The sequence below is a fragment of the Streptomyces sp. NPDC055239 genome, assembly GCF_053606205.1.
Genome location: NZ_JBSGRD010000019.1, coordinates 111,667 through 137,793, shown reverse-complemented (window position 1 = coordinate 137,793; position 26,127 = coordinate 111,667). Strand labels below are relative to the sequence as shown.

The window sequence follows — 26,127 nt, the reverse complement described above, 5'->3', positions numbered from 1 at the left end:
CAGACCTTCAACGGCCGCCACCCGGTCGAGCTGATCGGCGGAGTGCGCTTCCCGGCCATCGGCGAACTGCCCTACCTGCTCACCCTGGCCGGACACGGCTTCTACTGGTTCCGACTGCACGAGGACGTGGCCCCGCGCCGCCCGGCGGACCCCGCCGTGTACCTGTGAAGGGACGTGTCGCATGTTGAAGACCGCTACGCCGTCGCGCGGCACCCCCCTCAGTCCTCCGCTCCTGCTCACGTCACTGGGTGGGATGCTCGAGGAGTGGCTGCCCAAGCAACGGTGGTTCGCGGGCAAAGGCCTTCCCATCACGGAACTGAACGTGGTGTCGATGACCGAGCTGCACCCCGGCTGCCTGCACCTGCTGATCCGCTCCCGGCACGCCGGATCGAGCGACGGCTGCTACCAACTGCTCCTCGGCGTCAGCCAGGACCTGCCGCCGCACCTCCACCACGCCGTCATCGGCCGAGCCGGTGCGGGCCCCTTCGAGGGGTTCACCGTGTACGACGCCCTCCACGACCCCCGCTCCGCCATGCTGCTCCTCGAACGCCTGCGCACCCCGGGCGCGGCAGGCCCGTTGCGCTTCGAACGCGACACACAGACCGCGATACCCCCGGGGCTCACGCCCCGCATTCTGGACGGAGAGCAGTCCAACACCTCACTGGTGTACGGCGATTCCTTCATCCTGAAGCTCTTCCGCCGCATCCAGTACGGCATCAACCCGGACCTCGAGGTTCCCTGGGCGCTTGCCCGCGAGGGCTGCGCCCGCGTACCCGCTCCCGTGGCCTGGTTCTGGACCGCCGAGCCCCGCAGGACGACACTCGGAGTGCTCCAGCCCTTCCTGCGCGAGGCGACCGACGGCTGGACCCTGGCTCTGCAAGCCCTCGCGTCGGGCCGGGACTTCACCGATGAGTCGTACGAACTGGGGCGTGCCACCGCCGAAGTGCATCTGGCCCTTGCCCACGCCTTCGCGCCCGGTCTCCCGGACCGGCACGGGGGCGGTCGGCTCGCCGCCGCGATGAGCGCGCGCCTGGACACCACCGCCCGTCAGGTTCCGGGGCTCGTCCCTTACGTGGCCCGTCTGAAAGCCGCGTACGACGTGGTCGGAGCGCGCGTCCTCGGCAGGCCGGAACAGCGGATCCATGGGGACCTGCACCTGGGCCAGGTCCTGCGGGCCGGGCCCCGGTGGTTCGTCATCGACTTCGAGGGCGAACCGGCCCGCCCGGTCGCCGAACGCAGACGCGGCCAGGCCCCCGTGCGCGACATCGCGGGCATGCTCCGCTCCTTCGACTACGCGGCCCATGCCAGACGTCCCTGGCGGCCCGAGTGGGCGCAGCGGTGCCGGGACGCCTACTGCGCGGGCTACGCCGCCGAGTCGGCGTGGGACCCGCGGCAGCAGGGTGCGCTCCTGCGGGCCTACGAGACGGACCGGGCGGTGTACGAAGCGCTGTACGAGGCCAGGCACCGTCCGGACTGGCTGCCCGTCCCCATGGCGGCGATCGCCCGTCTCGCGAAGGGCCACTGATGTCCACGTCCGTGTCCACGGCAGCCGTCACCCGATCACGCCCTGCCGCGCCGCGACTCGACGCGGAGAACCGCGGGCGCCTCCTCTCGGGCACGCACCACGACCCGCACGCACTGCTCGGCGCGCATCCGGTACCCGGTGGCGTGGCCTTCACGGTCCTGCGCCCGTACGCCCAGGCAGCGAAGCTCGTCGTCGGTGAGCGGGTCACGAGCCTGCGCGACGAGGGAGACGGCTTCTTCTCGGGTGTTCTGCCGATCGCGTCGATCCCCGAGTACGCGCTGCGGGTGACGTACGACGGCCGGGACATCGAGCTCCAGGACCCCTATCGGTTCACGCCCGCTCTGGGCGAACTCGATCTGCACCTGATCGGTGAGGGTCGGCACGAGGAGCTGTGGAAGGCCCTTGGAGCACACCCGATGACCCACCAGGGTGTCGCGGGCACCCGATTCACCGTGTGGGCGCCCAACGCCAGGGGCGTGAGGGTGTGCGGGGACTTCTGCGGGTGGGACGGATCCGCCTACCCCATGCGCTCTCTCGGCTCGACCGGCGTGTGGGAGCTGTTCGTTCCCGGTGTCGGCGAGGGGGACCTCTACAAGTTCGACATCACACGCCCTGACGGCACCCACACCCTGCGCGCGGATCCGATGGCCCGCCGCGCGGAGGTACCGCCCGCGACCGCATCGGTGGTCACGCGGTCGGCCCACGTGTGGGGAGACGCGGAATGGATGGCGCACCGGGCGGACCGCCCCGTGTGCCGGGCCCCCTTCTCGGTGTACGAGGTCCATCTGCCCTCCTGGCGGATCGGCCTTTCCTACCGGGAGCTCGCCGAACAGCTCACGGAATACGTCGCCGATGCCGGGTTCACGCACGTGGAGTTCCTGCCGGTGGCCGAGCATCCCTTCGGTGGGTCGTGGGGCTATCAGGCCACGGGGCTCTACGCGCCGACCGCCCGCCTGGGCACGCCCGACGACTTCCGCCACCTGGTCGACGCGCTGCACCAAGCGGGCATCGGCGTGATCGTGGACTGGGTCGCGGGGCACTTCCCCAAGGACGACTGGGCGCTGGCGGCATTCGACGGGGAGCCGCTGTACGAGCCGCGGGACCCCCGGCGTGCCGAGCACCCCGACTGGGGCACTCTCACCTATGACTTCGGGCGCCGAGAAGTACGTAACTTCCTTGTGGCCAACGCGAGTTACTGGTGCGAGGAGTTCCATGTCGACGGGCTGCGGGTGGACGCGGTGGCCTCGATGCTCTACCTCGACTACTCACGCGAGGACGGGCAGTGGGCGCCCAACGAACACGGCGGCCGGGAGAGCCTGGACGCGGTGTCGTTCCTGCAGGAGATGAACGCCACGGTCTACCGCCGCTGCCCCGGGGTGGTCACCATCGCCGAGGAGTCGACGGCGTGGGACGGCGTCACACGGGCCACCCACCACACCGGCCCGGGCGGCCTCGGCGGCCTGGGCTTCGGCCTGAAATGGAACATGGGCTGGATGCACGACTCCCTGGAGTACATCCAGCACGAGCCCGTACACCGGCAGTACCACCACCATGAGCTGACCTTCGCGATGGTCTACGCGTACAGCGAGAACTACCTCCTCCCGATCTCGCACGACGAAGTCGTACACGGCAAGGGCGCGCTGGTGTCCAAGATGCCGGGTGACTGGTGGCAGCAGCGCGCCAACCACCGCGCCTACCTGGGCTTCATGTGGGCCCACCCCGGCAAGCAACTCCTCTTCATGGGGCAGGAGTTCGCCCAGGGCGCCGAGTGGTCACAGGAACACGGCTTGGACTGGGGGCTTCTGGACGCGTCCGATCCGGCGCAATCGGATCACCGTGGCGTGCAGCGGCTGGTGCGCGACCTCAACCATCAGTACCGGGCCGCCCCCGCGCTGTGGGAGCAGGACACGTTCCCGGCCGGATTCGCCTGGGTCGAGGCGGACGCGGCCCAGGACAATGTGGTGGCGTTCCTGCGCTTCGCGGCCGACGGGACGCCGCTCCTGGCCGTCAGCAACTTCTCCCCGGTGGTACGCCACAGCTATCCGCTCGGGGTGCCTGACACCGTCAGCGCCTGGAGAGAGGCGCTCAATACCGACGCGGCCCACTACGGCGGCACAGACGTACGCAATCCCGACCCGCTGCGACCGGCCCCCGAGGCCACCGGAGCCTTTCCGGCCCGCCTCCGCGTGACTCTCCCCCCGCTGGCCACACTGTGGCTGTATCCGGCGTGAACCTCACGGAGATCTGAATCGCGGAGATCAAAATCACTTTGCCCGCCCCGCCAACCTGACGGAAAATTGAAAGCGTAAAACCGCCAGACCGCAGAATCGCGGAGGAGATCAGCCGGAGAAGAGGTTTCGCGTGGAAGCAACCCGGTTCTCCGTACTCGACCGTTCCCGCACCCGCGAGGGGCACGACGGTCCCGAGGCCCTGCGCGACACCGTGCGCCTGGCCCAGGAGCTCGAAGCGCTCGGCTACCACCGTTTCTGGGTGTCCGAACATCACGCGGTCCCGGGCGTCGCGGGATCCGCGCCGACCGTTCTCGCCGCGGCCGTCGCCGCCGCGACGCGCACCATCCGGGTCGGCACGGGCGGCGTGATGCTGCCGAACCATCAGCCCCTCATCGTCGCCGAGCAGTTCGGTGTTCTCGAAGCGCTCCACCCCGGGCGCATCGACATGGGGCTCGGCCGCTCCGTGGGCTTCACCGACGGGGTGCGCAAGGCCCTTGGCCGGGACAAGCACGACGCGGAGGACTTCGCGGCGCAGCTCACCGAGCTCCTGGGCTGGTTCCGCGGCACATCGGACACCGGAGCCCACGCCCGCCCCGCCGAGGGCCTGACGGTCCCGCCGTTCGTCCTCGCCATGGGCGAGGGCGCGACCATCGCGGCACAGGCCGGGCTCCCCATGGTCATCGGCGACATCAGGAGCCGCGAGAAGATGCTCCGCGGTATCGAGCAGTACCGCTCGTCGTTCCGGCCTTCGCAGTGGTCCAGCGAGCCGTACGTCGTCGTCTCGGGCACCATCGCCGTCGCCGGGACGCCCGAGGAGGCCCGCCGCCTGCTGATCCCGGAGGCGTGGTCGATGGCGTACTCGCGCACCCACGGCACGTTCCCGCCGCTGCCTCCGGCCGAGCGCGTCGAGTCGCCGGGGATGACGATGACCGAGAAGGAGCGCGGCTTCTACGAATCCGGGCTCCTCGGCCACATCCACGGCACGGAGGAGCAGGTGGCCGACGAGCTCGAGACACTGATCAAGGAGAGCGGGGCGCAAGAAGTCCTGGTCACGACCAGTACGTACGACCGCGAAGGCCTGCTCGACTCCTTCCGGCGCCTCTCCCGGGTCGCGGGTCTGGCCGCGACCTAGAATCGTGGGGTTTGCCCCCGAGCCGCGTACGGAGTCCCCATGCACAGCCCCCACGATCCGTTCGTCCGTGTCCGGGGTGCCCGCGAGCACAATCTGCGGAACGTCGACGTGGACGTCCCGCGTGACGTCCTCGCGGTCTTCACCGGTGTCTCCGGTTCGGGGAAGTCGTCGCTCGCCTTCGGGACGATCTACGCGGAGGCCCAGCGCCGCTACTTCGAGTCCGTCGCCCCGTACGCCAGGCGCCTCATCCACCAGGTGGGCGCGCCGAAGGTCGGTGAGATCACCGGCCTGCCCCCTGCGGTCTCGCTCCAGCAGCGCCGCTCGGCGCCCACGTCCCGCTCGTCGGTGGGCACCGTCACCAACCTCTCGAACTCGCTGCGCATGCTCTTCTCCCGCGCCGGCACCTATCCGGAGGGCGCCGAGCGGCTCGACTCGGACGCCTTCTCGCCGAACACGGCGGCCGGGGCCTGTCCTCAGTGCCACGGGCTCGGCCGCGTGCACCGGACGAGCGAGGAGCTCCTGGTCCCCGATCCGTCCCTCTCCATCCGGGAGGGCGCGATCGCGGCCTGGCCCGGCGCCTGGCAGGGCAAGAACCTGCGTGACGTCCTGGACGCCATGGGGTACGACGTCGACCTTCCCTGGCGCGAGCTGCCACAGGCGGACCGGAACTGGATCCTGTTCACGGACGAACAGCCGGTGGTGACGGTGCACCCGGTGCGGGACGCGGGCCGCATCCAACGCCCCTACCAGGGCACGTACATGAGCGCACAGCGCTATGTGATGAAGACGTTCTCGGACTCCAAGAGCCAGACGCTGCGCGCCAAGGCCGAGCGGTTCCTGGCGAGCGCCGACTGCCCGGCCTGCGGGGGCAGCAGGCTCCGCCCGGAGGCGATGGCGGTCACGTTCGCGGGCCGCACGATCGCCGACCTCTCCGCTCTGCCCCTGTCGGAACTGGCCAAGGCCCTTGAGGGCAGCACGGGTTCGGAGGCGGCGCGTGTCCTGTCCGACGACCTCCTCGCCCGCATCGCCACGATCACCGAGCTGGGCCTCGGCTATCTGAGCCCGGACCGCGCCACACCCAGCCTCTCCACGGGTGAGCTCCAACGGCTGCGCCTGGCAACCCAGTTGCGCTCGGGGCTCTTCGGAGTCGTGTACGTCCTCGACGAGCCGTCGGCCGGTCTGCACCCGGCGGACACGGAGTCCCTGCTCGCCGTCCTCGACCGGCTCAAGGCCGCGGGCAACTCGGTCTTCGTCGTGGAGCACCATCTCGATGTCATGCGCCACGCGGACTGGCTCGTCGACGTGGGCCCGGACGCCGGTGAGCACGGCGGCCAGGTCCTGCACAGTGGCCCGGTGGCGGATCTGGAGCACGTCACGGAGTCCGCGACGGCCCGTTTCCTCTTCGCTCGCGAGCCCGCTCCGGTGCGTCAGGTGCGTACCCCGCACGGCTGGCTGAAGGTCGGCCCCGTGAGCCGCCACAACCTGCGTGACGTGAGCGCCGAGTTCCCACTCGGCGCCTTCACCGCGGTCACCGGCGTCTCCGGTTCGGGCAAGTCCACGCTCATCGGCGAGGTCACCGAGGACCTTGACGGCGTGGGGCGCCTGGTGTGCGTCGACCAGAAGCCGATCGGCCGCACGCCCCGCTCGAACCTGGCCACCTACACGGGCCTCTTCGACGTCGTGCGCAAGGTCTTCGCGGCCACGGAAGCGGCACGGACACGGGGTTACGGCGTCGGGCGCTTCTCGTTCAACGTCGCGGGCGGGCGGTGCGAGACCTGTCAGGGCGAGGGGTTCGTGAGCGTGGAACTGCTCTTCCTGCCCAGTACGTACGCGCCGTGCCCCGACTGCGGGGGTGCGCGCTACAACCCCGAGACGCTCGAAGTGGCGTACCAGGGGCGGAACATCGCGGAGGTGCTCGACCTGACGGTGGAGTCGGCCGCGGAGTTCTTCGCGGACACCCCGGCCGTCGCGCGCAGCCTGCGGACCCTCCTGGACGTGGGTCTCGGCTATCTGCGCCTGGGGCAGCCCGCGACGGAGCTCTCCGGCGGCGAGGCCCAGCGCATCAAGCTGGCGAGCGAGTTGCAGCGTGTGCGGCGCGGTCACACCCTCTACCTCCTGGACGAGCCGACGACCGGACTCCACCCGGCCGACGTCGAGGTCCTGATGCGTCAGCTGCACGGCCTGGTCGACGCGGGCCATTCGGTGGTGGTCGTCGAGCACGACATGGCGGTGGTGGCGGGCGCGGACTGGGTGATCGACCTGGGCCCCGGCGGCGGTGACGCAGGCGGTCGTGTGGTCGCCGCGGGGCCGCCCGATGTGGTGGCGGGGGTCGAGGGGAGCCGGACGGCGCCGTATCTGGCGCGGGCGACGGCCGGGGGCCTGTGAGATTGGTCCGCACCAACTCCTTGACGCGGAACCGGAGGCTGCCTTAAATCAAGTACTGAACAAAGCCTCGGGGTTGATCGCCCGCCGCGTTCAGTTCTCGATGTCGTGTTGTCATGCGCATGTCTTGACTTGATATGCGTACACCTCACTACCCCCCACCCATCTCGCACCCCCCACTTACTCGCCACCCCCACGTGAAGCGATGTGATGACAGTGCACACCTCTTGGCGCCGCCGCGCGACACTCTCCACGGTCGCCCTGGCCTGCTGTGCCTCGGCCATGGCCGGACTCCCCGCCGGAGCGTCGGCGGCCCCCTCGTCCTCCCCGGCGAATTCAGCCGCCGCCGCCACCTTCACCGACGACTTCAACGGCCCCGCCGGGTCCGGGGTCGACGGCAGCAAGTGGCAGATCGAGACCGGCGACAACGTCAACAACCACGAGCGGCAGTACTACACATCGGGCAACAAGAACGCCGCCCTCGACGGCCAGGGCAATCTGGTCATCACCGCCCGCAAGGAGAACCCCGAGAACTACCAGTGCTGGTACGGCAAGTGTGAGTACACCTCTTCCCGGCTCAACACCTCGGGCAAGTTCACGCAGACGTACGGCCATGTCGAGGCCCGGATGAAGGTGCCGAAGGGGCAGGGCATGTGGCCCGCGTTCTGGATGCTCGGCGCCGACATCGGCAGTGTCGGGTGGCCCAACAGCGGTGAGCTCGACGTGATGGAGAACGTCGGCTTCGAACCGGGCACCGTCCACGGCACGCTGCACGGCCCCGGCTACTCGGGCTCGGGCGGCATCGGCGCGGGCTACACGCTGCCCGGCGGCGAGGCGTTCTCGGACAAGTTCCACACCTTCGCGGTGGACTGGTCACCGAACAAGGTCACCTGGTCCGTGGACGGCAACGTCTACCAGACCCGCACACCTGCCGACCTGAACGGCAACAAGTGGGTCTTCGACAAGCCGTTCTTCCTGATCCTCAACCTCGCGGTCGGCGGCTACTGGCCCGGCGACCCGGACGGCAACACGAGCTTCCCGCAGCAGCTCGTCGTCGACTACGTCCACGTGACCACAAACAACTAGGTGGCACACGCTAGTTGAGGCGCGCCAGCAGGTGCGCGGCCTCGCGGGTCGCCGGATACAGATCGAGGTAGAGCCCGTAGAGCTGGTCATAGACGGTCGAGGCGGTCACCTCCGGGGTGACCACCTCGACCGTCGGGTTCCAGTGCGCGATGTCGCCCGGCTCGGCGAGCCCGGCACCGACCGCAGCGAGGAACGCGTCGCCGTACGCGGCGCCGATGGTGTGACGCGGCAGATGCTGCTCGCGACCGGTCACGTCGGAGACGATCCGGGTCCACAGCGCACGGGCGCCACCGCCGACCGCGACCAGGCGTTCGGCGGTGGCGCCCGCCTCGGCCATGGCGGCGAGATTGTGCCGGACGCCGTACGCGGTTGCTTCCAGTGCGGCGCGATAGAGATGACCCCGGCCATGCCGCAGCGTCAGGCCGTGCACGAGTCCCCGCGCGTCGGGGTCGAAGAGCGGGGTGCGCTCCCCCGCGAAGTACGGCAGCATCAGCAGACCCTCGGCGCCGGGCGGCAACGCGGTTGCCTCCGCGGTCAGTTGCTCGTACGAGGTGCCGGTGAGGTCGCGCAGCCAGCCGGTGACCGCGCCCGACGTCGCCATCCCGGCGGCCAGGCAGTACGTGCCGGGGAACGCGCCCGCCGTGCCCCACAGGTGCGGGCTGGTCAGCGGCCGCGGCTGAATGCCGACCAGGAACATCGTCGTGCCGTACATGAGCATGAGGTCACCGGGAGCGGCGACGCCGACTCCGGCCGCCTCCGCCCAGGCGTCGACCGTGCCCGCGACGACGGGGGTGCCCGCGGGGAGGCCCGTGAGGGCCTCGGCATCGGGGGTCACGGCGCCGACGACGTCGGAGGGCCAGACGAGCTCGGGCCACTCCAGGCCCGGCGCGATCTCCTGGCAGCGCTCGTCGATCCAGGCTCGGGCCGCCAGGTCGTACAGGGGAGTGCACTGGCTCGCCGAGTGGTGGTCGAGGACGTACCGGCCGGTGAGGCGGTGCACGAGGTACGAACTCGCCATGTACCAGCGGCGGGTGGACCGGTAGGCCGTCGGCTCGTTGCGGCGCAGCCACGCCAGTTTCGGGCCAATCGCCTGGCTGGTCAGGGGTGAGCCGCAGCGGCGGATGATGTCGTCGGGGCCGTAGCGCTCGTTCTGCTCGGCGATCTCGGCCCCGGCCCGGGTGTCGACGCCGTACAGGATGGCCGGGCGGACCGGCGTGCCCTTCTCGTCGACGGGGAGCAGGCAGGGGCCGATGCCGCTGACGCCGACCGCGGTGAGCGACTCGCCCGGGGGCAGCCCGGCCAGCAACTCCCGTGCCAGGGAACGGAAGTCGGCCCACCACACGCCCTCCGCGTCGTGCTCGAACCAGCCGGGGTGCGGCGTGGACGTGGCGTGCTCGCGCTGGGCCTGGGCGACGAGCGTGCCGTCGGGGCGGACGAGGACACCCTTGGAGGAGGACGTCCCGATGTCGACGCCGAGCAGGAGGCCCGTGCGGGGCACGGTGCGGGACGTGGTGCGGGGCGCGGTGGCGGAGGTCATGACTACGGGATGCTACGGGGCGATCGAGTCCACGTAGCCGCCGTCGACCCGGATCGCGCCGCCCGTCGTGGCGGAGGCGAGCGGGGAGCTGAGGTAGACCACCATGTGCGCGATCTCCTCGGGCTCGATGAGCCGCTGGATCAGGGACTGCGGGCGGTGCTTGACCATGAACTCGCGCTGCGCCTCGTCCCAGGGCAGCGCGGAGTCGACGAGCTCGTACACGAAGTCCTCCACACCGCCGGTGTGAGTGGGGCCCGCGACCACGGAGTTGACGGTCACGCCCGACCCGGCGGCCTCCTTCGCGAAGCCTCGGGAGACGGCGAGGAGCGCGGTCTTCGACGTGCCGTAATGGATCATCTCGGCGGGTACGACGAACGCCGAATCGCTGGCGATGTTCTGGATCCGTCCCCAGGAGCGGTCCTTCATCCCGGGCAGGTAGTGGCGGATCATGCGGACGGCGGTCAGTACGTTGACCTCGAAGTAGCGGCGCCATTCCTCGTCGCTGATGTCGAGGGCCGGCTGCGCGCCGAAGATGCCGAGGTTGTTGATGAGGATGTCCGCCTGGGGGACGGCCGCGAAGACCTGGGCCGCCCCTTCGTCGGTGGAGATGTCGCCGGGGGCCGGGAAGAACTCGGCGGCGCCGTGCTCCCCCTTCAGCCGGTCGACGGCCTTGTCGACGGAGGCCGCGGACCGTCCGTTGACGGCCACCCGGGCACCGGCCTTCGCCAGGCCGACCGCGATGGCCGCCCCGATTCCCTGGGTCGATCCGGTGACGAGGGCGGTCTTGCCGGAGAGATCGACGAGCATGCTGCGTACCTCCTGCTGTGGTTCGACTGGGCGGGACCCCGTGCGCGGCCCCGCTCTGCCCCCGGGCCCAGTAGATCATTCCGGGGGCGTGGGCGACTGCGGAATCCGGCGTGCGCTCAGGCGGCGAGTGTCTGCTTCAGGGCGGCGAGACCGTCGCTGAAGATGCCGTGGAACAGGGCGACGACCTCGTCGTCGCCGACACCCACCGGGGTGAAGACGCCGGACCACTCCACGCGGGACGCGCCCTGTCCGGACTGTCCGGGCACCTCGTGCACCTTGAGGGTGGCCACGTAGTCGGTGGCGGGGAAGGGGGCCTTCAGGATCGAGTAGCTGTAGGTGCGCGCCCTGTCGTCGAACGTCAGGAGGCGCTCGATGATGACGCCGCCGTCCTCGCTCGTCAGGCTGCGCACGCGGCCGCCCTCGCTGGATTCACTTGCGGGGATGAACGGCAGCCAGTCGGGCAGCGAGTCGAAGCCGCCGATGAGCTGCCAGACGCGGTCGGCCGGTACGGGGATCTCGATGGACGCGGAGGTGGAAGCCACGGTTTCTCCTTGAGGGACGTACGGATACACGGGTGTACGGGGTTATGGGTGGGGCCAGTCGGAAGTCAGGCGGTGGGCACCGGCGCGTCCGCGGCGATCAGCTTCTCCGCGCGCAGGTCGGTCCAGAACGCGGCCGGGACCGTCTCGCCGAGGGCTGCGACGTCCTCGGCGATGCGGCTGGGCTTGGTGGCTCCGGGGATCGCCGCCACCGTCGCCGGGTGGGCGAGGGAGAACTGCAGGGCGGCGGCCTTGATGCCGACGCCGTGGCGCTCGGCGAGCGCCTTGATGCGCTCGACCTTGGCGATGATCTCCGCGGGCGCCTTCTGGTACTCGAAGTGCGCGCCGCCCGCAAGAATGCCCGAGCTGTAGGGCCCGCCCACGACGATGTCCACGCCCTGGGCCTCGGCGGCCGGGAGCAGGCGCTGGAGGGCGCGGTCGTGGTCGAGGAGGGTGTAGCGGCCCGCGAGGAGGAAGGCGTCGGGCTTCGGCTCGTCCAGGTCGAGGGTGAGCTCCAGCGGCTCCACGCGGTTGACGCCAAGGCCCCAGCCCTTGATGACGCCCTCGTCGCGCAGCCGGTCCAGGGTGCGGAAAGCGCCCGTGCGGGCTGTCTCATAGGCGGCCAGCCATTCGTCGCCGTAGAAGTCCTGCGCGACATCATGCACCCACACGACGTCGAGCCGGTCCGTCCGCAGCCGCTTCAGGCTGTCCTCGATGGAGCGGAGGGTGGCGTCGGCCGTGTAGTCGTTGACCATCTTGTTCGGGCGGCCGTGCTCGAAGAGGCCGCCCTTCTCGCCGAGGTCACGGGCGGCGGGGTCCTCGACCTCGTCCAGGATGACGCGGCCGACCTTCGTGCTCAGGACGTACTCGTCGCGGGGGTGGCCCGCGAGGACGTCGCCGAGCCGGATCTCGGAGAGGCCGGCGCCGTAGAAGGGCGCGGTGTCGAAGTAGCGGATGCCCTGGTTCCAGGCGGCCTCGACGGTGGCGGCGGCCTCCTCGTCGGGGATGGCCCGGAACATGTTGCCGAGCGGGGCGGTGCCGAAGCCGAGGGCTCCGGGCAGGAGGGACTTGATGCTCATGGGGGTCGTCCTCGCGGTGGTGGATTTCGAGTGGTTCCGGCGGCGGTTCCGGGGGGGGACCGGGTGAACCGGGTGATCCGTCGGCCTTACGAGTTCGAGGTTAGGATCGATGCTTGAGACTGTCCAAGACTCGCTTGGACATACTTGAGTCCTCCGAGGTCTTACATGCTTGACCTGCGACAACTCCGCTATTTCGTGGCCGTCGCCGAGACGGAACACGTCGGCCGCGCGGCCGAGGCGCTGCACATCTCCCAGTCACCGCTCAGCCGCCAGATCGCCCAGCTGGAGAAGCAGCTCGGCCTCGCCCTGTTCGAGCGCAGCCAGCAGCGCATCCGCCTGACGTCGGACGGCCGGGTCTTCCTGAGCGAGGCCCGCGCCCTGCTGCGGCACGCGGACCGCCTGGAGAACCTGGGGCGCAGGCTCGGCCGCGGCGAAGAGGGCGGTCTGTGCATCGGGTACGTGGGCGACGCCATGCACACCGGCGTCCTGCCCGGCGCGCTGCGCACCCTTCAGGAGGAGCGTCCCGGCATCCATGTCGCCCTCTACAGCCTCTCCACGGCGGAGCAGTTCGAGGGCCTGCGGCAGCGCAGCCTCGACATCGCCCTCGTCCAGGAGCCGCCCGCGCAGGACGATCCGGACCTCCTGGCAGCGCCCCTCCTCGAAGATCCGCTGCTGCTGGCACTCCCCGAGTCCCATCCGCTCGCCGCACAGGCGGAGTTGACACCGGGCGACCTGGACGGCCAGGCGTGGATCGCGGTCGAGAACTCCCAGGATCCCGCCTGGCGCGACACCTTCCTCGCCTCGTGCGTGGCGTCCGGTTTCACCCCGGACATCCGCCTCGATGCCGCCGAGCCGCTCACCGCGCTCGGCCTCGTGGCCTCCGGTCTGGGCCTCGCGCTCATCCAGAAGAGCATGGTGCGCGGCACGACGGACGGCGTCGCCGTACGCGAACTGCCCTGGCACAAGGCGTCCGTTCACCTCTGGGCGGCCTGGCACACGATCGATCTGCGGCCGGTGGTCGCGTCCTTCCGCGAGACGGTCCTGGCGGGCGGCACCATCGACTGACATGCCTGCTCAGTCCCAGTACGCCTTCCGGAGCGCGGACTTGACGAGCTTCCCGGTGGGCGTCCGGGGCAGCGAATCCGCGAAGTCCACGGAGCGCGGCGCTTTGTAGTGGGCGATGCGCTCCCGCACGAAGGCGATCAGCTCCCGCTCGAGACCGGGCCCCGCGGCCACCCCGTCGGCCGGCTGCACCACCGCCTTGACCGCCTCCCCCATCTCCGCGTCCGGCACTCCGATCACGGCGACGTCCGCGACCGCCGGATGCAGGACGAGACAGTCCTCGGCCTCCTGCGGGTAGACGTTCACGCCACCCGAAATGATCATGAATGCCTTGCGGTCGGTGAGGAAGAGATAGCCGTCCTCGTCGATGTGCCCGATGTCGCCCGTGGTGGTCCAGTTCGGATGCGCGGGGTGCTGGGCATCGCGGGTGCGGATGTCGTCGTTGTGGTAGCGGAAGGACAGTTCCTCACGCTTGAAATAGACGATGCCGGTCTCGCCGCTCGGCAGCACCTCGCCCGCCTCGTCGCAGATCCGCAGCTCACCGAGGAATCCGTCCTTGCCCACGGAGCCGGGCTTGCGCAGCCATTCCTCGGGCGAGATGAACGTGATGCCGTTGCCCTCCGTCGACGAGTAGTACTCGTAAAGGACGGGCCCCCACCACTCCAGCATCCGCCGCTTGACCTCGACGGCGCAGGGCGCGGCGGCGTGAATGGCCGCCTTCATGGAGGACAGGTCGTAGCGCTCGCGCACTTCGGCGGGCAGCTTCAGCATCCGTACGAACATGGTCGGCACCCACTGGCTGTGCGTGACCCGATGGTGTTCCACGGCCGCAAGGGCGCCTTCCGCGTCGAAGACGTTCATGAGGACGACCGTGCCGCCGAGCGCCGTGACGACCCCGCAGAAGCGCAGGGGCGCCGCGTGGTAGATCGGAGCGGGCGAGAGGTAGACGGTGTCCTCGCCGAAGCCGTACATCGCCTGGAAGATCAGCACATAGGCGCTCGGCTCATCGCGCACGTCGCCCTCGGGCAGCGCGGGCTTGATGCCCTTGGGGCGGCCCGTGGTGCCGGAGGAGTAGAGCATGTCGGTGCCGCGCGGCTGGTGGGCGGGCGGCTCGGCGGATGCGGACTCCAGGGCCTTTTCGTACGATCCGTCGTCGAGCCCGAGCCGGATCGGCGGACCGCCCGCCAACTCCATGACAGCCGCGCCCATTTCGGTGAGCGATCCGGAGATGACCAGCACCTTCGCCCCGCAGTCGCGGACGATGTACGCGGCCTCGTCCGTCGTGAGGTGGTGGTTGACGGCGGTGAGATAGAGGCCCGAGCGCAGCGCCGCCCAGTAGACCTCGAGGGCCCGCGGGTCGTTGTCGCAGAGCAGGGCGAGGTGGTCACCCCGACGCAAGCCTGCGGCCCGCAGATGATCCGCGAGCCGCAGGGAACGTTCTTCGAGTTGTCCGTAGGTGAGGGTTCTTGTGCCGTCGGCGGTGACGACGGCCGGCCTGGCGGGGTCGTACGCTCCCGGGTGCATGCGGGCGACGGTAGCGCCCCGAAGGGGCGCGGGGAACTGCGCGACCAGCCAGACCCGCAGCTCCCGACGGCCCCACGCAGTGCCTAGCGGCTCACCTTCCTCGTGGCCCGCAACCACTCCTTGTTCATCGCGGAGATGGAAGGCAGCGGGATGCCCTTCGGGCAAGCGGTGGCGCACTCGCCGGTGAGCGTGCAGCCGCCGAAGCCCTCCTCGTCCATCTGCGCGACCATGTCCAGGACACGCGTCTCGCGCTCGGGAGCGCCCTGCGGCAGAACGCCCAGGTGGTTGACCTTCGCCGAAGTGAACAGCATCGCCGAGCCGTTGGGGCAGGCGGCGACGCACGCCCCGCAGCCGATGCACTCCGCGTGCTCGAACGCGAAGTCCGCGTCCGGCTTCGGCACGGGCGCCGCGTGGGCCTCGGGGGCAGCGCCGGTGGGGGCACTGATGTAGCCGCCGGACTGGATGATCCGGTCGAAGGACGAGCGGTCCACGACCAGGTCCTTGACGACAGGGAAGGCGGCGGCGCGCCACGGCTCGATGTCGATCGTGTCGCCGTCATCGAAGGACCGCATGTGCAGCTGGCAGGTGGTGGTGCGCTCGGGACCGTGCGCGTCGCCGTTGATGACGAGCGAGCACGCGCCGCAGATGCCCTCGCGGCAGTCGTGGTCGAAGGCGACGGGGTCGTCGCCCTTGACGATGAGCTCTTCGTTGAGGGTGTCGAGCATCTCCAGGAAGGACATGTCGGACGAGATGCCGTCCACCTCGTAGGTGGACATGGCGCCGTCGGCGTCGGCGTTCTGCTGGCGCCATACGCGCAGGGTGAGCTTCATGCGTAGCTCCGCTGAGTGGGGTGGACGTACTCGAAGACGAGGTCTTCCTTGTGAAGGGTGGGAGCCTCACCCGTGGCGGTGAACTCCCAGGCGGCCGCGTAGCTGAACTCCTCGTCGTGCCGCGCCGCTTCGCCGTCCGGCGTCTGCGACTCGTCGCGGAAGTGGCCGCCGCAGGACTCGGCGCGGTGCAGGGCGTCGAGGCACATGAGCTCGGCCAGCTCCAGGTAGTCGACGATGCGGTTCGCCTTCTCCAGGGACTGGTTGAACTCCTCTCCGGTGCCGGGGACCTTGAGGCGGCGCCAGAATTCCTCGCGGATCTGCGGGATGCGCTCAAGGGCCTTGCGCAGACCCGTCTCCGTACGGGCCATGCCGCAGAACTCCCACATGAGCTCGCCGAGTTCACGGTGGAAGGAGTCGGGGGTGCGGTCCCCGTCGACCGCCAGGAGACGGGTGATGCGGTCGGCGGTCTCGTCGAGCACTTCCCGTACGACGGGGTGCTCGTCGGAGATGGCGTCGTGGTGCGGATTGCGCGCGAGGTAGTCGTTGATCGTGGACGGCAGTACGAAGTAGCCGTCGGCCAGGCCCTGCATCAGGGCCGACGCACCGAGCCGGTTCGCGCCGTGGTCGGAGAAGTTGGCCTCGCCGACCGCGAACAAGCCGGGAACGGTGGTCTGCAGGTCGTAGTCGACCCAGAGTCCGCCCATCGTGTAGTGAACGGCGGGGTAGATGCGCATCGGCGTCTTGTACGGGTCCTCGTCGGTGATCCGCGCGTACATGTCGAAGAGGTTGCCGTACTTGGCCTCGACCGCCTTCTTGCCCATGCGTGCGATGGCGTCGGCGAAGTCGAGGTAGACGCCCTGCCCGCCGGGGCCCACGCCCCTGCCCTCGTCGCACACGTTCTTGGCGGCGCGCGAGGCGATGTCGCGGGGCACGAGGTTGCCGAAGGCGGGGTAGATGCGCTCCAGGTAGTAGTCGCGCTCGTCCTCGGGGATCTCGTTCGCCGGGCGGTCGTCGCCGTGAGCCTTGGGGACCCAGATCCGGCCGTCGTTGCGCAGCGACTCACTCATCAGCGTCAGCTTCGACTGGTGGTCACCGGTACGGGGAATGCACGTCGGGTGGATCTGCGTGAAGCAGGGGTTGGCGAAGTAGGCGCCGCGCCGGTGGGCCCGCCAGATGGCCGTGGCGTTGGAGTTCATGGCGTTCGTCGACAGGTAGAAGACGTTGCCGTAGCCGCCGGAGGCCAGGACCACCGCGTCGGCGAAGTACGTCTCGATCTTGCCGGTGATCAGGTCGCGGGCGACGATGCCGCGGGCGCGTCCGTCCACGACGATGACGTCCAGCATCTCGGTGCGCGGATGCATCTCCACGTTGCCCGCCGCGATCTGCCGCGAGAGCGCCTGGTACGCGCCGAGGAGGAGCTGCTGCCCCGTCTGGCCACGTGCGTAGAACGTGCGGGAGACCTGTACGCCGCCGAAGGAGCGGGTGTCGAGGAGCCCGCCGTACTCGCGCGCGAACGGCACGCCCTGCGCGACGCACTGGTCGATGATCTCCACCGAGATCTGCGCGAGGCGGTGGACGTTGGACTCGCGGGCGCGGAAGTCGCCGCCCTTGACGGTGTCGTAGAAGAGCCGGTGGACGGAGTCGCCGTCGTTGCGGTAGTTCTTCGCGGCGTTGATGCCGCCCTGCGCGGCGATGGAGTGGGCGCGGCGCGGTGAGTCCTGGTAGCAGAACTGCACGACGTGGTAGCCCTGTTCGGCGAGCGTGGCACCCGCGGAGCCGCCCGCGAGGCCGGTGCCGACGACGATCACGGTGTGCTTGCGGCGGTTGGCGGGGTTGACCAGCTTGGCCTCGAAGCGGCGGGTGTCCCAGCGTTCGGCGACGGGACCTGCGGGTGCCTTGGTATCGACGACCGGCTCCCCGGTCGTGTACTCGGCGTACTCACGGGAGGAATTCATCTGCTAGCTCACCACTCCGGTCATGACGGCCACGGGGACGACGACGAAGCCCGCCGTCAGGACGAGCGCGACGCCATTGGCGATGATCTTGAGGGCGCGGTCGCGGGTCGCCTTGCCCGCGCCGAGGGTCTGCGCGGCGCTCCAGAGCCCGTGGCGGACGTGGAAGCCGAGGGCGACGACGGCGACGATGTAGATGACGTTGCCGTACCACGTGGAGAACGTGTCGATGATGTTCTGGTACGGGTGCAGGTGCTCGTAGCCGCCCGGGTGCACGGTGCCGGTCGTCAGGTCCAGGATGTGCCAGACGATGAACAGGGCGAGGATGATCCCGCCCCAGCGCATCGTGCGCGTGGCGAAGCTCGAGCCCGCCTTCTTGTGGACGTACTTGGTGGGGCGTGCCTTGATGTCGCGGCGGCTCAGCTGGTAGGCGGAGACGGCGTGCGCGACCACGGCGACGACGAGCAGGACGCGGATCAGCCAGAGCGTCCACTCGTAGTGCATGAACGGCTCGCCGACCGTGCGCAGCCAGTGGGCGTAGTGGTTCAGCTCCTCGGGCCCGAAGAAGATCTTCAGGTTTCCGATCATGTGTGCGATCAGATAGAGCAGCATGATCAGGCCGCTCACGGCCATCACTGTCTTCTTGCCGACGGACGAGTCCCAGATCGTGCGCGTCATCGACGACCGTTTTCGGTCCGTCCGCGTTGCCAGAGCCATGGGACCGACGCTACGGCCGAAGGTCCCGATCGGTCCAAGAGATGGATCAGCTCATCTCGATAGCGAACGGCTATCATCGGCCGTACGCTGCTGTGTATGCAGTTCCAGCAGCTCCTCTACTTCGTCGCGGTGGCCGAGACCCGGCATTTCACGCGGGCCGCCGAGCAGGTGCACGTATCGCAGCCCTCGCTCTCCCAGCAGGTCCGCGCCCTGGAGAAGGAGCTGGGCGCCGAGCTGTTCAGCAGGGCTCGGGGCAACATCGCGCTGACCGACGCGGGCGAGGCGTTGCTGCCGCTGGCCCGCCGGATCCTCGCGGACGCCGATACGGCCCGGATCGAGGTGCAGGAGCTGGCCCAGCTGCGGCGCGGCCGGATCCGCCTGGGGGCGACGCCCAGCGTCTGTACCGGCCTGCTGCCCGATGTGCTTCGCGCCTTCCACGACCGGCACCCCGGCATCCAGCTCCTCCTGGAGGAGAGCGGCTCCCACGATCTCGTACGCGAACTGGCACGCGGCGCCCTGGACCTGGCCGTGGTCGTGCTCCCGCTGCCGAGCCCGTCGCCCGCCCTGACCACCGTGGAGCTGCTCCGCGAGGACCTGGTCGTGGTGTCGTCGCCGGACGCGCCCAAGTTCGTCGGCAGGACCGTGCGGGTCGCCGATCTCCAGCGGGAGCGCCTCGTGATGTTCCGGCACGGCTACGACCTGCGGGAACTGACGGTCGCCGCCTGCCGGGCCGAGGGGTTCGAGCCGGAGTTCGCGGTCGAGGGCGGTGAGATGGACGCGGTGCTCGGCTTCGTTCAGGCGGGGCTCGGGGTCGCGGTCGTGCCGCGCATGGTGGCCGAACGCGCCGGTCGCGGCCTGCGCATGACTCCCCTTGCCCGGCCGACTTTGCACCGCACGATCGCACTGGCACACCGCAGCGATGTGGCTCCGCCACGGGCTGCGCGGGAGCTGCAGCGGATGCTTTTGGAGCGGTGAGGGTTGTGTGTACCCGCGGGCCCGGTGGGGGTTGGTCGCGCAGTTCCCCGCGCCCCTACGGGCGCTCAGCTTGCTGGCGCCGGGTTCCCAGCGCCCTGTAAGGGGCGCGGGGAACTGCGCGCTCAGCCCCCACCGGGCCCGCAGGTGACTAACGGGCAGAGGGCAGAGCGCCGGTCTCGGGATCCCGGATCGTCAGGCAGTACGTGCCGCCCGCCGGGTCCCGCATCACGATCCAGTGCGGCCCCCGCCAAACGGCCTCGGCGCCGAGCCGTTCGTGACGGACGCGGTCCGCGTCGAGGTCGGAGCAGGAGAAGTCCAGGTGCGCCCCGGCGGGCCCGTCGCCGTCGAGGCGCTGGAGCAGGATCCGGATCGGCAGCCGCGCGGTCGGCTCGACGAGGTGGAACTCCGGCCGCGAGCCCGCCCGCGCAGCCCACCCCGTGAAGGCGGGCCAGAACGCCGTCTCCGCCTCGAACACCGCCTGCGGCACATCGAGACACACCTGGTCGAGGCGGCTCGTGGTCCCGTCCGGCGCGACGAGCGGCTCGGGGCGGATCTTCTCGCCCTCCCACGTCACCACGCAGAACAGCTGCCCACCCGGCGAGCGCAGGACCTCGAGGCCCTCCTCCGCGAAGACCGGCGTGGCCCCGAGCGCGCGGGCCTCGCGCGCCTTGGCGGCGACATCGTCCACGGCGAAGTCGAGATGCGCGCCGCCGGGTCCTCCGACCGCCTGTGCCTTCAGAACGGCGTCGGCGCCGTCCGGAAGCAGCGTCACGAACTGATCGTCCTCGCCCCGGAACGCGGAGAGCCGCGTTCCGGTGACCGCCGCCCAGAAGGCATGGGCCTGCCCGAACCGGTCCCCCGGCCGGTCCACGAAGGCGTACACCCACTGGATCTCTCCGGAGGACACGTTCGTACTCCTCAGCTCGTCGCGTCCGCGAGCGCCAGCTCGTGCAGCTGGTCCGGCGGGCCTGGCCGTGCGTAGTACCAGCCCTGCGCCGTGTCGCAGCCCAACTCTCGCAGCTGGTCCGCCTGAGCGCCCGTCTCGACGCCCTCGACCGTGACCGCGAGGTCCAGGCTGTGGGCGAGCCCGACGATCCCCTCGACGATCTTCAGGTCGACGGGGTCGGCAGGGAAGTGCTGCATGCCCTGCGTGAAGGAGCGGTCGAGCTTGAGGACGCTCACCGGCAGGCGGCGCAGATTGGCGAGGTTCGAGTAGCCCGTGCCGAAGTCGTCGAGCGCGATGTCCACGCCCATCTCGGAGAGCCGCCGCAGCGGCTTGAGCAGGTCGTCGTCGGCGCCGATCAGCGCGGACTCGGTGACTTCCAGGCACAGGGCGCCCGGTTCGAGTCCGGAGCGCTCCAGGATCTCCACCGTGTCCGACACCAGGTTGGGGTGGGTCAGCTGCATGGGCGAGAGGTTCACGTTCACGCGCAGCGGCCCGGCGTCCTTGTGCCGCGCCTCCCAGGTACGTGCCTGGCGAACCGATTCCTCCAGGACCCAGCGGCCGAGCGGCACGATCAGGCCGGTGTGCTCGGCGAGCGGGATGAAACGGTCAGGACCGATGACGCCGTGCTGCGGATGCAGCCACCGCACCAGCGCCTCCGCGCCGCGCACACTGCCGTCGCCGAGGTGCACGAGGGGCTGGTACTCGATGAAGAACTCGCCCCGCTCCAGGGCCGCGGGCAGCGCGGTGGTCAGGCCGTGCCGCGTGATGGCGCGGGCGTCGGCCTCGGGGTCGGCGAGCTCGAAGCGGTTGCCGCCCGCGGACTTCGCGCGGTACATCGTGATGTCGGCGCTGCGAAGCACCTCCGCCGCGCCGCGCTCCCCGGCCGGGCCCTCGACTATGCCGATGCTGCCGCGCACGGTCAGCTCGCGGCCCTCGACGCGGATGGGCGTGGAGAGCGCGTGCATGATGCGCCCGGCGAGGTCGTCCACCTCTGCCTCGGTGTCGCTGCCCGTGGTCAGCGCCACGAACTCGTCGCCGCCGAGCCTGGCGACCATCTCGCCCGGCGCCGTGGCGCAGGACTGGAGCCGGTCGGCGACCTCGACGAGGAGCCGGTCGCCCGCCGCGTGCCCGAGGCTGTCGTTGACGGTCTTGAAGCCGTCGAGGTCGAGATAGCAGAGCCCGAACCGTGCGCCGTCGCCCGCGGCGAGGGCCTTCTCCAGTCGCTCGAAGAACAGCGTCCGGTTCGGCAGACCGGTGAGCGCGTCGTGCGTGGCCTCGTAGCGGAGGCGCAGGTTGAGCAGTCGGCGCTCGGTGGTGTCCTCCATCAGCGCCAGTTGGTACTGCGGCACTCCGTCCGCATCGCGCAGCAGCGAGACGGTCAGGTTGGTCCACAGGACGGTGCCGTCGGGCCGGTAGAAGGCCTTCTCCACGCGGTAGTGCTCGCGCTCCCCGCGCACCAGCTCCTCGTAGAGCTTCCATACGTGCGGTGAGTCGTCGGGGTGCGTCCACTCCGCGACGTTGCCTCCGCGCACCTGGTTCTCCAGGCCCCCGAACATGCGGACCAGCGCGTCGTTCACCTCGAGGACTGTGCCCGTGAGGTCGGCGATGCTGATGCCGATCGCCGCGCCGTGGAAGACGGCACGGAAGCGTGCCTCGCTCGCGTGCAGGGCTTCGGCGACCGCGCTGCGGGCGTTCAGGGCGGCCCGCGATATCGCCTCCTGCTCGGCGAGGGTGCGCTCCTGCAGGGCGGCGGCGAAACCCGCGGCCAGGGCGTGCTGCAGGCGTGCGGAACGGGCCCGCAACTCCTCCTGGGGGCCCTCGTCGCCGCAGTAGAGGACCAGGTAGGCGTCCACGCAGTCCAGTGTGCGGCTCAGCGCCTCGGGATCGGTGCAGTGCGTGCCCACGAGCGCCGCGCCGATCGCCTGGCCCTCGGCCGCGTCGAAGACCCGCTCGTGCAGCGCGGCGCGCAACCTACGGGCCAGCGGAACCAGTTGCTGCTCGAACTCGGGACGGGTCAGCGATGTCGCCGTCACCGGGAAGACGGCGCGGCTCCAGATGGTGGCGAACCTGCGCACTCTGTCCTCGGGCCCGTCCGGCTCCCCGCTCATGCCCTGCGCCCCACGCCGGCGAACCCGGAGAAGGTATACGGATCCTCCTCCTCGGGCGCGGTGTCGGGCCGCCAGCGCGGCATCGGCACGAGGCCGGGTTCCACCATGTCGTATCCCTCGAAGAACCGCGCGATCTCGTCGCGCGAGCGCATGATCAGTGGATTACGGATGTCCTTGTACACGCCGACGGTCTGACCGGCCTGCTCGGCGGGGATCGGCATCCCTTCGTAAGAGGCGTGCGTGAGCACGATCACGCTGCCGGGCGCCAATGCGTCCCGCAGTTCCGCGACCGCTGTGTACGGATCGTACGCGTCCTCAACGAAATGCAGTACGGCGACGAGAAGAAGGGCCACCGGACGGTCCAGGTCGAGGAGTCCGTTGACCTCCGAACTGCCCAGAATGTCCAGTGGTTTGCGCAGATCCCCGGAGACGGCCACCGCCTTCTCGTTGCCGTCGAGAACGGCCCGGCCGTGCGCGACGGCCACCGCGTCGTGGTCGACGTACGCCACGCGGGCGTCCGGGTCCGCCTGCTGCGCGATCTCGTGGACATTGCCGAAGGTGGGAATGCCCGAACCGATGTCGAGGAACTGGGTGATGCCCTCGTCCACGGCGAAACGCACCGCTCGTCGCATGAAGGCACGATTCGCCTGCATGATCTTGGGCAGCCCCGGCATGAACTCCATGGCCCGGCGGGCCGCGTCCCGGTCGACCTCGAAGTTGTGCGAACCGCCCAGGTAGTAGTCGTAGATGCGGGACACGCTGGGCATCGTGATGTCGATGCCCTGCGGGGCCCAGGCGGGACGCTCCATCAGGACTCCAAGACGTAGGCGAGGCGAGCCGGTGTTCGAAGTGAGGCTACTGATCGTCCGCCAAGGGAGCGAGTCAAAACGGAAATTGGCCGTCCGTTCTCGGTCACTGCCTGCGGCAAGTGCCGAGTATCAACCCAAAGAACCGGTCCGTTCCTTCCCCGGGGAGGGGAAAAGAACGGACCGGTAGACCGTACGCGAGGTGCTCCCGACAAGACCCCCTTCTCGGCCGGACTTCTTCTTCTGCGCGTGTCTTCGGTACTGGCCGTACCGGCTGTACCGGCTCCTTCTGTGCGCCTATTTCCCGTACGTCTATTTCCCGTGCGCCTCCTTCCCGTATGCCTACTTCGGCGCGCCGACGGGCTTTCCGTTCGGCCCTGCCGCATACCAAGTGCCGCCTACACCTTGGCCGTTGGTGTCTCCGGGCTTCTTGTCACCGGAGAACGTGTACATCGGCCAGCAGTCGATGGTCTGCTGCTTGCCGCCGTCCGGCCTGTTGTAGGTCATGAATCCCTTCTTCTGGATGCCCTGGGTGTCTCCCTTGTCGACCGGAGCCACGGCCGGCCACTTCTGCGCACAGGCACCCACGCAGTTGGACTTGATGGGCCAGGCGGAGTCCTTCGTGAAGCGGTAGACGGTCATGCCGTTCTTGTCGACGACGATCTCCCCGAGCTTGGGGTCCTTGCGGGTGGAGAGCCCCGCCGGATCGGCCGGAGCCGTCTCGGCGGGAGGGTCGGCCTCGGCGGCGGGCGCGGCCTTCTTGCCGTCGGGGGCGGCCGCGTACCAAGTGCCGCCCACTCCCTGGCCCTTGGCGTCACCGGCCTTGGTGTCCTTCGCGTACCGGTACATCGGCCAGCCGTCGATGGTCAGCTGCTTGCTGCCGTCGGACCTGGTGACCTCGCCGAGCAGGGACTTGTCCACGCCGGGCGCGGCGGCCGCGCCCTCGGGGGACGCGACGGGCCAGGTCGCGGCGCAGGCGCCGTCGCAGTTCGACTTGGGGGGCTGGGCGGTGTCCTTGTCGAAGCGGTAGAGCGTGTGGCCCTCGCTGTCGGTGACGACCTTGCCGAGCTTCTTGCTGTCCCAGACGGCGAGTTGACCGGCGGCCTTCGCCTTCCCCGCCCCCTCCTTCGCGGCGCCCGTGTCGGCCCCGTATCCGTCGCTCCCCGCTCCGTACCCGTTGTCCTTGGCCGGGGCCTGGTTGCCGACGTTCTGTCCGTTCGGCGACTGGTCTCCCTTTTCCTGACCGCATGCCGTCGTCAGCGCCAGGATGGCCGCAGCTGTCGCTACGAGCGAGGCGCTCCGCCAGGCCCGGGGGGAACCCCCTGATGGATGCTGCATCTCCAACTCCCGCTGTCGCTTGGGTATCGCGCCGCTGAGTGCGTCACGCATGGCCCTAGGTACGGGTGGGAACGGCTGGTGCGTTCAACCGGCGTTCAAGATTCTTCTGTTCGTCAAGCACGCGCCCGGCGTCTCCCCCCTTCGGGTCATAGGAGGGCTCGCGCGGCGTGGCAGCACGACACGCTGCCCATGATCCTTGACGTGCATGGATCCACGAAGGCCTCATCCGGCCTGGTCACACGCTTAGCCGCGCTTCTGGTGCTGACCTGGCTGCTCGGCTCGCCGACCGCTGCGGCGGCGTCGGTCACCGCGCCCACCGACAACTGCGCCTATGCCTCGATCGGTGACGATCCCGGCGGCGATTCGGTGGCGGTCGCGGGCGACGGAGTGGTCTGCAGGGCGGGTCCCACACACCGCCCCAAGCCTCCGCCGCCGCCCCCTCCACCACCGCCCGCTCCGGCTCCGCCGCCCCGCCCGGAGCCGCGGGCGCCTGAGCCCCCTCCTCCCCCGCCACCACCTCCGCCCGCGCGTCCGACACCAGCCGCCGAGCCGGCGCCGCCCCCACCGCCACCACCACCGAGTCCCAAACCGAAGCCGACTCCTGTCGTCCGCCCCAAGATCGCTCCGGCCCCGGTGAGTTACCCCTCGTACCACGCCGCTCCACGCAATCCGCCGCCCCGCGGCGGCCCGTCCCTGGTCTCGCTCACCCTGCTCATCACCGCACCCGCGGTGCTCGCCGTCGCCGCGCTGCGGCCTCGCTGACCGTCGGAGGTCCCATGTCGGAATGGCTTGTTCTCACCCTCGCGATGGCCGCCGCGTGCGGCGTCGTCCTGATCGTCACCTTCCTGCGGCACCGCAGGACCAGCCCGGACTACGACGCTTCGGAGACCCCGGACGTCATCGAATACATGACGATGATGATCGGCGTGGTGTACGCCATCGTCCTTGGTCTGGCCATCGCCGGCGTCTGGGAGGCCCGCAGCGTCGCCGAGGACCATGTGCACGCCGAGGCCCAGGCGTTGCACGAGGTGTCCGAGCGGGCGCGGGTCTATCCGACCGAGGTCCGCGAACGCATTCGCACGGATGTACACGCTTATGTCAGCCATGTCGTCACCACCGAGTGGGACTCCATGGCCGACCGCGGCGAACTCACCGACCGCGGCTCCCAACTCCTCACGCGTGTACGCCACGACGTCACGGACTACCAGCCCAAGTCCGATTTCGAGGCCCAGGCCTACCAGCCGCTCGTCGACGCGGTCGCGGCCGCGTCCGACGCGCGCAGCTCCCGGGGCGAAAGCGCCGGGGCCACCATGCCGGGGGTCGTCTGGTTCGGGCTGATCGCCGGTGGTCTCGTCACCATCGGCATGATCTTCACCCTGCAGATCCGCCGCACCCCGCGCGAACTCATCCTCGCGGGGCTGTTCTCGGCCTTGATCGCCTTCCTGCTCTTCCTCATCTGGGACTTCGACGCCCCTTATAGCCGCGGCGTCGCGGCCACCCCGGAACCGTTCCGCGCGCTCTTCGGCCATCTCGGCGGATGAGAGCGGATCA

General features: G+C 70.0%; 22 protein-coding genes. 10 read left to right on the top strand and 12 right to left on the bottom strand.

Annotated elements, in window-relative coordinates; translation table 11 throughout:
• The 6 genes from ACWFRJ_RS40805 to ACWFRJ_RS40780 all read left to right on the top strand — a co-directional run.
• Window positions 1-168: alpha-glucosidase C-terminal domain-containing protein (locus tag ACWFRJ_RS40805; RefSeq protein ID WP_453543448.1), on the top strand; the 168-nt coding region annotated here is incomplete at its 5' end.
• A 13-nt stretch (window positions 169-181) separates the two neighbouring features.
• Window positions 182-1,525 carry a maltokinase N-terminal cap-like domain-containing protein gene (locus ACWFRJ_RS40800; RefSeq protein ID WP_453543430.1) on the top strand — a complete coding sequence of 448 codons (1,344 nt, stop codon included), beginning with the start codon at window positions 182-184 and terminating at the stop codon, window positions 1,523-1,525.
• Window positions 1,525-3,756, top strand: a complete 2,232-nt coding sequence (gene glgB, locus ACWFRJ_RS40795) for a 1,4-alpha-glucan branching enzyme (protein ID WP_453543428.1) — start codon at window positions 1,525-1,527, stop codon at window positions 3,754-3,756. Before ACWFRJ_RS40800 ends, glgB begins: the two co-directional genes overlap by 1 nt.
• Window positions 3,757-3,886: 130 nt before the next feature.
• Window positions 3,887-4,888, top strand: coding sequence for an LLM class flavin-dependent oxidoreductase (locus tag ACWFRJ_RS40790; RefSeq protein ID WP_453543426.1), 1,002 nt, complete (start codon window positions 3,887-3,889; stop codon window positions 4,886-4,888).
• Window positions 4,889-4,927: 39 nt separating this feature from the next.
• Complete coding sequence (locus ACWFRJ_RS40785; RefSeq protein ID WP_453543424.1) at window positions 4,928-7,273, top strand: ATP-binding cassette domain-containing protein; 2,346 nt, start codon at window positions 4,928-4,930, stop codon at window positions 7,271-7,273.
• A 207-nt stretch (window positions 7,274-7,480) separates the two neighbouring features.
• Entirely contained in the window at window positions 7,481-8,356 is an 876-nt protein-coding gene (locus ACWFRJ_RS40780) for a glycoside hydrolase family 16 protein (protein WP_453543422.1), read from the top strand.
• A 10-nt stretch (window positions 8,357-8,366) separates the two neighbouring features.
• Here the strand turns inward: ACWFRJ_RS40780 and ACWFRJ_RS40775 are convergent, their stop codons facing one another.
• From ACWFRJ_RS40775 to ACWFRJ_RS40760, 4 genes are all read right to left on the bottom strand, one after another.
• Window positions 8,367-9,893: an FGGY-family carbohydrate kinase gene (locus ACWFRJ_RS40775; protein WP_453543420.1), complete on the bottom strand. Its 1,527-nt coding sequence runs from the start codon at window positions 9,891-9,893 to the stop codon at window positions 8,367-8,369.
• 12 nt (window positions 9,894-9,905) lie between these two features.
• Window positions 9,906-10,700 carry an SDR family NAD(P)-dependent oxidoreductase gene (locus ACWFRJ_RS40770; protein WP_453543418.1) on the bottom strand — a complete coding sequence of 265 codons (795 nt, stop codon included), beginning with the start codon at window positions 10,698-10,700 and terminating at the stop codon, window positions 9,906-9,908.
• A 116-nt stretch (window positions 10,701-10,816) separates the two neighbouring features.
• Window positions 10,817-11,242, bottom strand: a complete 426-nt coding sequence (locus ACWFRJ_RS40765) for an SRPBCC family protein (protein WP_453543416.1) — start codon at window positions 11,240-11,242, stop codon at window positions 10,817-10,819.
• Between the two features lie 65 nt (window positions 11,243-11,307).
• Window positions 11,308-12,318: an aldo/keto reductase gene (locus tag ACWFRJ_RS40760; RefSeq protein WP_453543414.1), complete on the bottom strand. Its 1,011-nt coding sequence runs from the start codon at window positions 12,316-12,318 to the stop codon at window positions 11,308-11,310.
• A gap of 165 nt (window positions 12,319-12,483) precedes the next feature.
• Between ACWFRJ_RS40760 and ACWFRJ_RS40755 the strand changes: the two genes are divergently transcribed.
• Window positions 12,484-13,383 (top strand): LysR substrate-binding domain-containing protein, encoded by a 900-nt coding sequence (locus tag ACWFRJ_RS40755; RefSeq protein WP_453543412.1) that lies wholly within the window; start codon window positions 12,484-12,486, stop codon window positions 13,381-13,383.
• 9 nt (window positions 13,384-13,392) lie between these two features.
• Here the strand turns inward: ACWFRJ_RS40755 and ACWFRJ_RS40750 are convergent, their stop codons facing one another.
• From ACWFRJ_RS40750 to ACWFRJ_RS40735, 4 genes are all read right to left on the bottom strand, one after another.
• Window positions 13,393-14,904, bottom strand: coding sequence for an acyl-CoA synthetase (locus tag ACWFRJ_RS40750; RefSeq protein ID WP_453543410.1), 1,512 nt, complete (start codon window positions 14,902-14,904; stop codon window positions 13,393-13,395).
• A gap of 83 nt (window positions 14,905-14,987) precedes the next feature.
• Window positions 14,988-15,734, bottom strand: a complete 747-nt coding sequence (locus ACWFRJ_RS40745; protein ID WP_453543408.1) for a succinate dehydrogenase/fumarate reductase iron-sulfur subunit — start codon at window positions 15,732-15,734, stop codon at window positions 14,988-14,990.
• A complete protein-coding gene (locus tag ACWFRJ_RS40740; protein WP_453543406.1) occupies window positions 15,731-17,689 on the bottom strand; it encodes a fumarate reductase/succinate dehydrogenase flavoprotein subunit in 1,959 nt (652 codons plus the stop codon). Before ACWFRJ_RS40740 ends, ACWFRJ_RS40745 begins: the two co-directional genes overlap by 4 nt.
• 3 nt (window positions 17,690-17,692) lie before the next feature.
• Window positions 17,693-18,364 (bottom strand): succinate dehydrogenase, encoded by a 672-nt coding sequence (locus tag ACWFRJ_RS40735; protein ID WP_453543446.1) that lies wholly within the window; start codon window positions 18,362-18,364, stop codon window positions 17,693-17,695.
• 135 nt (window positions 18,365-18,499) lie between these two features.
• Here ACWFRJ_RS40735 and ACWFRJ_RS40730 point away from each other — a divergent pair, with 135 nt between their 5' ends.
• A complete protein-coding gene (locus ACWFRJ_RS40730; RefSeq protein WP_453543404.1) occupies window positions 18,500-19,378 on the top strand; it encodes a LysR family transcriptional regulator in 879 nt (292 codons plus the stop codon).
• Window positions 19,379-19,526: 148 nt separating this feature from the next.
• Here ACWFRJ_RS40730 and ACWFRJ_RS40725 read toward each other — a convergent pair whose 3' ends face one another.
• The 4 genes from ACWFRJ_RS40725 to ACWFRJ_RS40710 form a co-directional block, all read right to left on the bottom strand.
• Complete coding sequence (locus ACWFRJ_RS40725) at window positions 19,527-20,285, bottom strand: VOC family protein (protein ID WP_453543402.1); 759 nt, start codon at window positions 20,283-20,285, stop codon at window positions 19,527-19,529.
• Between the two features lie 11 nt (window positions 20,286-20,296).
• Window positions 20,297-22,432 (bottom strand): putative bifunctional diguanylate cyclase/phosphodiesterase, encoded by a 2,136-nt coding sequence (locus tag ACWFRJ_RS40720; protein WP_453543400.1) that lies wholly within the window; start codon window positions 22,430-22,432, stop codon window positions 20,297-20,299.
• On the bottom strand, window positions 22,429-23,241 hold the full coding sequence (locus ACWFRJ_RS40715) for an SAM-dependent methyltransferase (protein ID WP_453543398.1): 813 nt from the start codon (window positions 23,239-23,241) through the stop codon (window positions 22,429-22,431). The genes ACWFRJ_RS40720 and ACWFRJ_RS40715 overlap by 4 nt, the downstream gene beginning before the upstream one ends.
• A gap of 339 nt (window positions 23,242-23,580) precedes the next feature.
• Window positions 23,581-24,576: an SCO0930 family lipoprotein gene (locus ACWFRJ_RS40710; protein ID WP_453543444.1), complete on the bottom strand. Its 996-nt coding sequence runs from the start codon at window positions 24,574-24,576 to the stop codon at window positions 23,581-23,583.
• 201 nt (window positions 24,577-24,777) lie between these two features.
• On the opposite strand from ACWFRJ_RS40710, the gene ACWFRJ_RS40705 reads away from it, so the two are divergent.
• Together ACWFRJ_RS40705 and ACWFRJ_RS40700 are read left to right on the top strand one after the other, a co-directional pair.
• Complete coding sequence (locus ACWFRJ_RS40705) at window positions 24,778-25,338, top strand: hypothetical protein (RefSeq protein ID WP_453543396.1); 561 nt, start codon at window positions 24,778-24,780, stop codon at window positions 25,336-25,338.
• Between the two features lie 14 nt (window positions 25,339-25,352).
• Complete coding sequence (locus ACWFRJ_RS40700; RefSeq protein ID WP_453543394.1) at window positions 25,353-26,117, top strand: bestrophin-like domain; 765 nt, start codon at window positions 25,353-25,355, stop codon at window positions 26,115-26,117.
• Window positions 26,118-26,127: the final 10 nt, after the last annotated feature.